The organism is Arthrobacter sp. PM3 (assembly GCF_003352915.1).
GTDB lineage: Bacteria > Actinomycetota > Actinomycetes > Actinomycetales > Micrococcaceae > Arthrobacter.
In genome coordinates this window covers 2,172,526-2,184,586 of sequence record NZ_CP022314.1, presented here as the reverse complement: position 1 = coordinate 2,184,586, position 12,061 = coordinate 2,172,526, and the positions used below count along the sequence as shown (strand labels likewise).

Genomic DNA, 12,061 nt, shown 5'->3' with positions numbered 1-12,061 from the left:
CTGGCCGGTATTCTGCTGTGGAGCGTCCGGTGGAGGCACCCGGACACCGCTCACCTGCACCACCCGTCACCGTTGCCCGGGGCTTTCGAGCCGCTCCGGGACGGCTGCGGCGCGTCTCGCTGGGGGACGTCCCGCCGAATGCACGTTTAATCCATACGTTGTTCATTCACCCCTGTTTGGATGGGCCCGGCATGACTTGACCAGGAGTTCAAGCCGGCCACTGTCCGCTGCATCCTGCGGACGCACTGCACCCTGCCTTTTTAACTGCACCGCCCTTTACCCGGGGCACCCTGATGAGAGTTAGAGCGGATGAAACAAACACCCTGGAAATCTGTGCTGGGCACAGCACTGTCGGCGGCGCTCATAGCCGCCCCGCTGGCAGCCGCGCCAGCCAACGCCGTGGAGGCCTCCCCGGCGGCAACCGGAACCTCGCCGGTGACTATCAACGAGGCGTATCTGAGCGGCGGCAGCTCCGGCGCGGCCTTCAAGAACAAGTTCGTCGAGCTCTACAACAACTCCGACGCGCCCGTGTCGCTGGAGGGCTGGTCCGTCCAGTACCGCTCCGCCACCGGCTCGGGGACGCCGAGCTCCGTCGCGGCCCTGACCGGCAGCATCCCCGCGAAGGGCTACTACCTGCTCAAGGGCGGCAGCAACGGCACCGCCGGCGCAGACCTGCCCGCTGCGGACGCCACGGCCACCGGCTTTAACCCGGCCGGAGGCGGCGGCACAATCGTGCTGGCCCGGCAGGCCGCCGCACTCACCCCGCTGGCGGCGGGCTCGGTCATCGAACCGGCCAACGTCGCCGACCTCCTCGGCTACGGCACCTCCAACACCTTCGAGACGCAGGCGGCCGCGGCGCCGTCGGGCAATACGGACGTCAAGAGCCTGAACCGCAGCAACGGCGCGGACACCAACAACAACCTCGCCGACTTCACCCTCAACGCGGCCATCACCCCGAAGGCCACCAACGGCACCACCGATCCGGGACCCGTCGACCCGCCCGTCGACCCCGGCACGCCACCGGCGGCAAAAACCATCGCCGAAATCCAGGGCAGCGGCGCGGCGAGCCCGCTGGCCGGAACCACCGTGACCACGCGCGGCAAGGTCACCGCGGCCTTTCCCACCGGCGGATTCGCCGGCTACTACATCCAGACCCCCGGCACCGGCGGCGATCTCACACCGGCCAACCACGCGGCCTCGGACGGCCTGTTCGTCTACTCCCCCGCCACAGTGGGCACGGTCCGGATCGGCGACTACGTCGAGGTCACCGGCGCCGTCAGCGAATACTTCGGCATGACCCAGCTGAGCGTAGCCGCCGCGGCGGACCTGAGGGAGCTCAGCGACGCGGTCCCCGAGGTCAAGGCCACGGGCTTCACGCTCCCCGCCGACGAGGCCTTCCGGGAATCCCTCGAAGGCATGCTCCTGACCCCGCAGGGTCCCGTCACGGTGGCCGACAACTTCTCGCTGAACCAGTACGGTGAAATCGGCCTGGCCGGCGGCACCACCCCGCTGGCCCAGCCCACCGCCGTCGCGCCTTTCGGCTCTGCGGAGTACACCGCCGCCGTCGCTGCCAACACCGCCCGCGGCATCAAGCTCGACGACGGCGCCACCACCAACTTCCTCAAGGACGCCGCCACCAAGGCCCAGGTGCTGCCCTACCTGACCCCGTCGGACCATGTCCGGGTCGGCGCGCCGGTGACGTTCAAGACCAACGTGGTGCTCAGCTATGCGAACAATGCCTGGAAGTTCCAGCCGCTGGCCCAGCTGACGGCCGCCAACGCGGACACGGTGCAGCCGGCAAGCTTCGGCGCCACCCGCACGGACACCCCGGCCGCCGTCGGCGGCAACCTGAAGCTGGCGTCCTTCAACGTGCTGAACTACTTCCCCACCACCGGCGACCAGGTGGCCGGCTGCACCTTCTACCCGGACCGCGACGGCAACCCCATCACCGTCAAGGGCGGCTGCGACGTCCGCGGCGCGGCGAATGCGGAGAACTTCAAACGGCAGCAGGACAAGATCGTCGCCGCCATCTCCAAGGCCGGGGCCGACGTCGTCACCCTGATGGAGGTAGAGAACTCGGCCCAGTTCGGCAAGAACCGGGACGACGCCCTGGCCAAGCTGGTGGATGCGCTCAACATCGCCACGCCCGGGGTCTGGGACTACGTCCGCACGCCCGCCAACGCACCCCCGCTGGCTGACGAGGACATGATCCGCACCGCGTTCATTTTCAAGAAGGCCGCCGCCGAACCGGTCGGCGAGTCCATCATCCACAACGACACAGTGGCGTTCGCCAGCGCCCGCAAACCGCTGGCACAGGTCTTCAAACCCGTGGGCGCTGCCGATGACAAGAAGTTCATCGCGATCGCCAACCACTTCAAGTCCAAGGGCTCCGCCGCCACGCCGGATGACACCGACAAGGGCCAGGGCGCCTCCAACCTCGCCCGCACCGCCCAGGCAAAGTCCCTGCTGGCGTTTGCCGACGAACTGCGGAAGTCCAAGGGCACAGACAAGGTCTTCCTGATCGGTGACTTCAACTCCTACGCCAAGGAGGACCCGATCAACGTCCTCACCGGCGCCGGGTACGTCAACCAGGACGAGAAGGCGAAGAACGCCGACGGCTCGGCCAAGCACTCTTACCTCTTCGGCGGCCTGGTGGGCTCGCTGGACCACATCCTCGCCTCCCCCGCAGCCAACGCCGCGGTCACCGGCGCGGACATCTGGAACATCAACTCCGTGGAGTCCGTGGCGCTGGAGTACAGCCGCTACAACAACAACGTCACCGACTACTACGCTCCGGACCAGTTCCGGGCCAGCGACCACGATCCCGTGGTGGTGGGACTGGATCTGCCCGCCACGCCGGCCAGCGTTGAGCTGAACTTCCTGGGCATCAACGACTTCCACGGCCGCATCGATTCCAACACCGTGTTCTTCGCCGGGACCATCGAAAAGCTCCGTGCCGCCGCCGCCCCGGGCGCCACGGCATTCCTTTCGGCCGGCGACAACATCGGCGCCTCCCTGTTCGCCTCGGCGATCGCCAAGGATCAGCCGACCATCGACGTGCTGAACGCCCTGGACCTGCGCACTTCCGCGGTGGGCAACCACGAGTTCGACGGCGGCTGGGCGGACCTGCACGACCGGGTCACCGCCGGCGGGACCAACGCGAAGTTCCCCTACCTGGGCGCCAACGTCTACAAGAAGGGCACCACCGAGCCGGCCCTGCCGGAATACACGGTCCTGGAAATGAACGGCATCAAGGTGGCCGTGATCGGCACCGTGACCCAGGAGGTCCCGTCCCTGGTCACGCCGTCGGGCATCGCTGACCTTGAGTTCGGCGATCCCGTGGATGCCATCAACCGGGTGGCGGCGAAGATCAAGGCGGACAGGCTCGCCGACGTCATCATCGTGGAGAACCACGACGGCGCCGGGTCCGGCGCACCCGAAGGCGCCACGCTGGAGCAGGAAGTCGCCGCCGGCGGCCCCTTCGCCAAGATGGTCCAAAAGGTCACTCCGGATGTCGCCGCGATCTTCAACGGGCACACCCACAAGCAGTACGCCTGGGACGCCCCCGTCCTGGACGCGGCAGGCCAGCCCACCGGCAAGACCCGCCCGATCGTCCAGACCGGGAACTACGGCGAGTTCATCGGCCAGATTCAGCTGACCGTCGACACCAGGACCATGTCCGTGACCGGGTACAAGGCCGGGAACGTGCAGCGCACCACCAGTGCGGCGCAGCCGGCGGCCGATCTTGTGGCCCAGTATCCCCGGGTCGCTGCCGTCAAGGCCATCGTGGACAAGGCCCTGGCCGACGCCGCGGTGGTGGGCAACCAGCCGGTCGGCAAAGTCACGGCCGACATTACGACGGCCTTCGGCGGGTCCCCGGCCGTGCGTGATGACCGGGCCAGCGAATCCACGCTGGGCAACCTCGTGGCGGACTCGCTCGTGGATGCGCTGAAGGCGCCGGAACTCGGCGGCGCCGAAATCGGCGTCGTGAACCCCGGCGGCCTGCGCAACGAGCTGTACTACGCGCCGGACGGCACCATCACCTACGCGGAGGCCAACGCGGTGCTGCCGTTCGTGAACAATCTGTGGACCACGTCCCTGACCGGCGCCCAGTTCAAGACGCTCCTGGAGCAGCAGTGGCAGACCAACCCGGATGGGACGGTTCCCAGCCGTGCTTACCAGCAGCTGGGCCTGTCCAAGAACGTCAACTACACCTACGACGCCGCCCGCGCCGCCGGTGACCGCATCACCTCGGTCCGGGTCAGCGGTGTACTGATCGACCCGGCGAAGTCCTACCGGATTGGAACGTTCAACTTCCTGGCTACCGGTGGCGACAACTTCCGCATCTTCAAGGAAGGCGCCGGCACCAAGGACTCCGGCCTGGTGGACCGGGACGCGTGGATCAAGTACCTGCAGACCCATACCCCGGTCTCTCCGGACTTCGCGCGCCGATCCGTGGCGGTGGTGAACTCGACCGCGGCCGAGGTCAAGAGCGGGGACTCCATCACGCTCTCGGTCGCCAAGCTGGACCTGACCTCGCTGGGCAGCCCGGTCAACACCGCCCTGCGCGCCGAGTTCACGGATGCCGCGGGTGCTGTGACGTCGCTTGGCACGGTGCCGGTTTCCGCCGGTGCTGCGAGCGTGGATGTGAAGGTTCCTGCGGGAGCGGCCGCCGGCACCGGCACCCTGGTGCTGACCGCCGTCGAGTCCGGGACCGTGGTGAAGACCGCCGTGCTGGTCGCGGCCACCACCCCCGTCCCGCCGAAGTGCACCCCGCCGGTCAAGCCTGCCCGGCCCGGGGACCTCGTGGGCCAGGTGAACTACGGTCAGGCCATGGCCGCCTACCGGAAGTGCCTCAAGGGCTGATCCCTGGCCCGGGTTCCCGGACCCCGGGGGTGCGTTGGCGCCTCCGGGGTTCGCGGGCCCCGGAGTTCCTGAGCCCCGGGGTTCCCGAGCCCCGGAGTTCCTGAGCCCCGGGGTTCCCGAGCCCCACCACTGAGCATGCCCTCCCCTGGCCCGCGGCAATGGACATAGGCACCAAGTGTCCAACGCACGGGCCCAAGGGAGGGCATGCTCATTTCTCGCGGCCACCCGCGGAGAGCATGCGCATTCGTAGCAGCCCCCGTGGAGAGCATGCTCATTAATGGCAGGTGCTTGCCGCGGGGCATGCCCACCCCTTGCCCGCAGGACTGGACATAGACCCCAAGTGTCCGCTGCTCAAGCCCACAGGAGAGCATGCTCATTCCTCGCGGGCGCGCCGGGAGAACATGCTCATTCATGGCAGGTGCTTGCCGCGGGGCATGCCCACCCCTTGCCCGCAGGACTGGACATAGACCCCAAGTGTCCGTTGCTCAAGCCCACAGGAGAGCATGCTCATTCCTCGCGGGCGCGCCGGGAGAACATGCTCATTCGTGGCAGGTGCTTGCCGCGGGGCATGCCCACCCCTTGCCCGCAGGACTGGACATAGACCCCAAGTGTCCGTTGCTCAAGCCCACAGGAGGGCATGCTCATTCCTCGCGGGCACCCAGGGAGAGCATGCTCACTCGTGGCAGGTACTTGGCACGAGGCATGCCCACCCCTTGCCCGCAGGACTGGACATAGACCCCAAGTGTCCGTTGCTCAAGCCCGCAGGAGGGCATGCTCATTCCTCGCGGCCGCGCCGCGCCGCGCCGGGCCGGGCCGGGGGTCAGAGGGCCAGGATGGTGCGGGCGATCTCGTCGGCGTCGCGCAGGGTGCGCTGGCCGCTGCGGTAGACCGGGCCCGACGACGGACGGGCCTCGGCGGCGATCGCGGTGCCCCACTGCGCGGCGGAGAGCTGCAGACCGAGCACGTAAAGACCCTCCGTCACGGACCCGCTGGCACCGAGCGGCCTGTACGGATGCGGGACCACATCCAGCCCGGAGGTCTCCACCGGTGTCCCCTCCACGCTCATCATGAGGCGAGGGCGCACGAGACCCTCGGCCAGCAGCTGCTCCAGCAGCGGCGAGGCGTTGACGGCCACCCGGTTCGCCGGCGCCAGCGCCTCGATCATCGCCGCCGCGGACACCCCGCTTCCCGCCACAGCCACACCGCTCCCCAGCCCGGAACCGCCAACACCGCCGGCCAATCCCGCGCCGTCGTCGACGCTCGCATCCGTGCCGCCACCCACCCATGGCGACGCCGCCGTGAAGGCACGTGCCTTGCGGTCCACACCGAATTTGGGATCCGGGCCGACGAAGCGGACCACCCCCGCCCGTGCCAGGGCCGCGAGCTGGGCAGAGCGCAGTGCCGGCGGCCCGCTAGCCAGCCCTTCGACGAATGACTCAAACCAGCCGCGGAGGCCGGCGACCCAGGATTCGTCGGTGATCCCGCTGTCCGCGACGGCCGTCTTGAGGACCGCCCGGCCGTGGTGCAGCGCGCCGATGGCCATCTTCACGGGGTCGTCCTCGCCGAGTGCCGAGCGCCGGGCGTCGTCGAGCAGGTAATCGACGACGGCGGCGTCCAGTTCGGCGCGCGACCCGAACGAGCGGCCGGCCAGGGGCGCCGCGAGGCCGAGCAGGTCCAGCCGGTGGGCTGCCCGGACATGGACGGCCACCACGGATTCCGTGGCATCCTCCCATTTGCCGGCCGAGTGCGCGTGCGGACGCAGGGACTCGTCCAGGGCGCGCAGGAATTCGGCCGGGTCGGTCAGGACGGCGCCGGGCTGCGAGCGCGCGAGGGTTGAGTAGTAGGCCCAGATCGCGTCGCGGTGCAGCAGCGGCCAGAGGTCGAAGTCGAAGGACGGCCGGATCCCGGACCGGGCGAATTTCGCGGCTGCTTCCTCGGTGCAGTACCGCAGCTGGACCGCGCCGGGGTAGTACCCGGTAAGCGTCGCCTTGGCCCGGTACGGGGTCCCGCGGCGGGAGGCGGCGATGATGAGCGGTTCACGGCCGGACGGCAGATACGTCAGTTCCGCGGTGTCCGCTGCGGCCACGAACCGGCCGCCGCGGCCTTCCGTCAGCTGCCCCATGACGTCGAAGAAATTCAGGCCCATGCCCCGGACCAGGACGGGTTCCCCGCCCGGCACCCGCGACCAGTCGACGTCGGCCGGCGCCGCAGGCGGCACATACAGCAGCCCGAGTTCCTCCGCGGCGGTGCGCAGTTCCCGCTGCTCGGCGTTCAACCGCGCCTCGAGATGGCCCAGGGCGAGGACCACGGAGTCGGCGGTGAGCACAGTTCCGTCGTCAAGGACGACGTCGAACCGCACCGGCGGTGCGCCGCGGTCGGCCGCCAAATCACCGTCGGCCGCGGCCGCGTGGCGCACGGACGTCGCCGTCGCCGGGTGGAAGTCCACGGTGACGCCGGGCGGCAGGCGTGTGAGCAGCTCCTCGAGGGTGGCTCGCAGGTAACGGCCGTACAGGGCCCGGCTGGGGAAGTCCGTCGGCCCGAGCCCGGCGATCTCGGCGCGCTCGGCGTCCGTCAGCGCCGGGTTCGGGTCGCGCTGCTGCAGCTCGCGCCACTGGTCAAACGTGTGGCCGGCCAGGGGCGCGGCGAGCTCCCGGTCCTCGGGAACCACCGTCGGGTAGAAGGACTGGGTGTTCATCAGGTACAGCCGCGACTGTCCGGGCTGCCAGACATGCCCGGGGCCGGCCGGGTACGGGTCAATGACGTCGACGTGCAGGGTTCCGGCGGGACCGGCGGCGGCCCAGTTGGCGAGGAGCCGTTCCAGCACGCTCGTGCCCCGGGGGCCGGCGCCGATCACTGCCGTCCGGATGCTTCGCGATATGCCCACGGCATCCAGCGTATCGGCAACCGGGCCCCGGCCCGACCGGTCGTGTGACTTGCCACTGCCGCCACGGATGTTCTTGGATGGAAAAATGACCACCACAGAAGCTGATCACCCGTCCGCGTCCGGCCAAGCCCCCGGTGCCGTCCCGGCTGCAGGGACGGCACCGGAACCTGTCGACGAGAATATCTGGCTGGAGGACATCTACGGCCAGGAGCAGCTGGCGTGGGTCCGCGAGCAGAATGCCCGTACCGAAGAACTCCTCGAAGACGCCGACTACACCGCGCTGGAAGACCGGATCCTGGAGGTCCTCGACTCCACCGACCGGATCCCCATGGTGGGCAAACACGGCGAGTGGTACTACAACTTCTGGAAGGACGGCGACAACCCCAAGGGCCTGTGGCGGCGGACCGGCTGGGACAGCTACCGGGCCGGGACCCCGGAGTGGGACGTCCTGCTGGATGTCGACGCCCTCGCCGCCGCTGAAGGCCAGGACTGGGTTTTCCACGGCGCCAACTTCCTCCGCCCGGCCCCGGGCGAACCGCACCGCCGGGCGCTGCTGGCGTTCTCCCCCGACGGCGGGGACGCCAACCGCTACCGGGAATTCGACGTCGAGACCCGCGGCTTCGTGGACCCGGCCGAGGGCGGCTTCGACCTCCCGACCGGCAAAGGCAACGCCTCGTGGCTGGACGCGGACACCCTGCTGGTGGCCACCACCGCCGCGGACCTGCCCCGGACCAGCTCGTCCTACGCCCGGACCGGCGTGAAGCTGCGCCGCGGCGACGCCCTGCCGCAGGCCGAGAAGCTTTTCGAGATCCCCGAGGATCACATGATGGCGATCGTGGCCCACGACTCCACGCCGGGCTTCGAACGCACGTTCGCCGTCGACTGGATCAGTTTCTTCGAGAAGAACACATCCGTCCTGCGTGACGGCGAGTGGGTGCGGATCGACGTGCCCGCCGACGTCAACCTGAGCTCGCACCGCGACTGGCTGCTGTTGCGCCCGCAGCGCGACTGGACCGTCAACGGCACCACCCACCCGGCGGGCTCCCTGCTCGCCGCCGGGTTCGAGGACTTCCTCGCCGGCAGCCGCGACCTGGCCGTGCTCTTCACCCCGGACCCGCACACCTCCCTGCAGTCGTGGAGCTGGACGCGGGACTTCCTGCTACTGAACCTGCTCCGCGATGTGTCCTCGGAAATCCGCGTCCTGGACCCGCGCCGCCCGGGAACGGACTCCGCGTGGGCGGCCACCGTCCTGGACGCGTGCCCGCCGCTGCACGACGTCAACGCCTTCGCCGTGGACGATGAGGACGACGCCGAAGACGCGGACGACGACGGCACCGGCGGCAGCGCGTCGGTCGCCGAGGGCGAGGCGCCCGGCGCCGGCAACGACTTCTGGCTCGTCGCGACCGGCTTCACGACACCCACCACCCTGACCCGGGGAACCCTCTCCCGCGGGCGCGGCCCCGGAGCCGGGGCGGGGGTGACCAGCACGCACGAGGTGATCCGGACATCGCCGTCATTCTTCAACGAGGCCGACTATGAGGTCCAGCAGCACTTTGCCGTGTCCCAGGACGGCACCAGGATCCCGTATTTCCAGGTCGGCGCCAAGGACCTGGTCCTGGACGGCCAGAACCCTACCCAGCTGTCCGGCTACGGCGGCTTCGAGATCTCCCGGACCCCCGCCTACAGCGGCGCGATCGGCCGGGCCTGGCTGGAACGGCGCACCGCGGAATCCGGCGGCGCCGACGGCGGGGCCCCGCACCGCCGCGGCGGCGTCTACGTGGTGGCGAACATCCGCGGCGGCGGCGAATACGGACCGGCCTGGCACCGCGCCGCCCTGCAGGAGAACCGCCACCGGGCCTACGAGGACTTCGCGGCCGTGGCCAAGGACCTGATCTCGCGCGGCGTCACGTCCCGGGAGCGGCTCGGCTGCGTGGGCGGCTCCAACGGCGGGCTTCTGGTGGGCAACATGCTCACCCAGTACCCGGAACTGTTCGGCGCCGTGTCCTGCGGTGTCCCGCTCCTGGACATGCGCCGGTACACCAAGCTGTCCGCCGGCTACTCGTGGATCGGCGAATACGGCGACCCGGACGTGCCCGAGCAGTGGGAGTCCATCCGGACGTTCTCCCCCTACCACCTGCTCAAGGACGGCGTGGACTACCCCGAAACGTTTATCTGGACCGCGACGTCGGATGACCGCGTCGGACCGGTCCAGGCACGCAAGATGGCGGCCCGCATGCAGGCCATGGGCATCCCGAACGTCTGGTTCCATGAGGCCCTCGAAGGCGGCCACGCCGGCGCGTCCGACAACCGCCAGGCCGCGGCCCTGCAAACCCGCAGCCAGCATTTCCTGTGGCGGGCGCTGGCCGGCCGGGACGGATAGTCCGCCTCCGCCGTCGGGACCCGCCGTTTTGCACTGCGTGGCACCTTCTGCGTATCCTTGGTTGGCTAGTTAATAGCAATTGGAGACGTGCCAGAGCGGCCGAATGGGCTTCACTGCTAATGAAGTGTGGGGCACAACTCCACCGGGGGTTCAAATCCCCCCGTCTCCGCGTTTGGCCCCGGTCCCCGACCGGGGCCTTTTGCGTTCCCGGGACACCGCGGCGGCCCGGGCCGCCCCGCCCGGGCAGGCGCCCGCCGGCCGTCCGGTTGCCGGACGCCCCGCGCCCGCCGGCAGGGCCGGATGGCAGGATAGGCCCATGCCGAGCAACAAGGAATTTGACGCGATCATCGTCGGCGGCGGCCACAACGGCCTGGCCGCGGCAGCGTACCTGGCCCGCGCCGGGCGCGACGTCCTGGTCCTGGAGAAACTGGACCATCCCGGCGGCGCCGCGGTCTCGGCGCAGGCGTTCGACGGCGTCGACGCCCGCCTGTCGCGCTACTCCTACCTCGTCAGCCTCCTGCCGCAGCAGGTCATCGACGACCTCGGCCTGAACATCGAACTGGCGCGGCGGCGCTATTCCTCCTACACGCCGGACCCCCGCGACGGCAGCCGCGGCCTGCTGATCGACAACGGGGACGAGGCCGCCACGGCTGCGTCGTTCGCGTCCGTGGGCGCCCCCGACGGCGAGTTTCGCGCCTTCACCGGCTTTTATGCGTCCTGCCGGCAGCTCACGGAGACCCTCTGGCCCACCCTCACCGCACCGCTGCCGACACGCTCCGAGGCGCGGTCCCTCGCAGCACGGGCCGGGGCGGCCGCGGCGTGGGAGGCCATGATCGAACGTCCGATCGGGCAGGCGATCAGCAAGGACCTGCAAAGCGACCTGGTCCGCGGCGTGGTCCTGACCGATGCGCTGATCGGCACCTTCGCCCGGGCCGGTGACGAAGACCTGCAACAGAACATCTGCTTCCTCTACCACCTGATCGGCGGAGGGACGGGCGACTGGGACGTGCCGGTCGGCGGGATGGGCGCGGTCTCGGGCGAGCTGGAGCGGGCCGCCCGCGACGCCGGTGCGACCATCCTGACCTCGGCGGACGTCACGGCCGTCCGGCCCGGCGGCACCGTGGACTACCGTCACGGCGGGCAGGACCACACGGCCACGGCCCGGTGGATTCTCTCCAATGTGGCACCGGCCGTCCTGGACCGGCTGCGGTCCCGCAGCACCCCGCCGGAAAATCCCAACCACCGCCGCGAGGGCGCGCAGGTCAAGGTCAACCTGCTGCTCAAGCGGCTTCCCCGGCTGCTGGACGGCTCCGTCAGCCCGGAGGCGGCCTTCGGCGGCACGTTCCACATCAACGAGACCTGGTCCCAGCTCGACGACGCCTACCTCACCGCAGCCGCCGGCACCGTGCCCTCGCCGCTGCCGTGCGAGATCTACTGCCATTCGCTGACCGATCCCAGCATCCTGTCCCCGGAACTGCAGGCGGCCGGGGCCCAGACGCTCACGGTGTTCGGCCTGCACGTCCCGGACCGGCTGGTCACGGCGGAGAACAACGAGGACCGGCGCGCGGAGCTGCAGGACGCGGTGCTGGCGTCCCTGAACAGTGTCCTGGCCGAGCCCGTCCAGGAGCTGCTCCTGACCGATCCGGCCGGGCGCCCCTGCATCGAAACCAAGACCACCCTGGACATCGAGCGCGCCGTCGGGATGCCGAGGGGCAACATTTTCCACGGCGGCCTCGACTGGCCGTTTGTTGAGGACGGCGACCGGCTGGACACGCCGGCACGCCGCTGGGGCGTGGCCACGGACGATCCGCAGATCCTGCTCTGCGGGTCCGGTGCCCGGCGCGGCGGAGCCGTCAGTGCAATCGGCGGGCAGAACGCCGCCATGGCCGTCCTGGAATCCGACTTGTCCCTCCGCCATGAGTGAGCCGGGC

4 protein-coding genes and 1 tRNA gene are annotated in these 12,061 nt (G+C 69.9%); 4 read left to right on the top strand and 1 reads right to left on the bottom strand.

What is annotated here, in order from left to right; all coding sequences use genetic code 11:
• Nucleotides 1-309 precede the first annotated feature (309 nt).
• Nucleotides 310-4,866 carry an ExeM/NucH family extracellular endonuclease gene (locus CFN17_RS10070; protein WP_208747602.1) on the top strand — a complete coding sequence of 1,519 codons (4,557 nt, stop codon included), beginning with the start codon at nt 310-312 and terminating at the stop codon, nt 4,864-4,866.
• 820 nt (nt 4,867-5,686) lie between these two features.
• Here the strand turns inward: CFN17_RS10070 and CFN17_RS10065 are convergent.
• Nucleotides 5,687-7,750, bottom strand: a complete 2,064-nt coding sequence (locus tag CFN17_RS10065; RefSeq protein WP_208747601.1) for an FAD/NAD(P)-binding domain-containing protein — start codon at nt 7,748-7,750, stop codon at nt 5,687-5,689.
• An 85-nt stretch (nt 7,751-7,835) separates the two neighbouring features.
• Between CFN17_RS10065 and CFN17_RS10060 the strand changes: the two genes are divergently transcribed.
• From CFN17_RS10060 to CFN17_RS10050, 3 genes are all read left to right on the top strand, one after another.
• Nucleotides 7,836-10,130: a prolyl oligopeptidase family protein gene (locus tag CFN17_RS10060; RefSeq protein WP_208751248.1), complete on the top strand. Its 2,295-nt coding sequence runs from the start codon at nt 7,836-7,838 to the stop codon at nt 10,128-10,130.
• 81 nt (nt 10,131-10,211) lie between these two features.
• Nucleotides 10,212-10,299 (top strand) — tRNA-Ser (locus tag CFN17_RS10055).
• 147 nt (nt 10,300-10,446) lie between these two features.
• On the top strand, nt 10,447-12,054 hold the full coding sequence (locus tag CFN17_RS10050) for an NAD(P)/FAD-dependent oxidoreductase (protein ID WP_208751247.1): 1,608 nt from the start codon (nt 10,447-10,449) through the stop codon (nt 12,052-12,054).
• Nucleotides 12,055-12,061 lie beyond the last annotated feature (7 nt).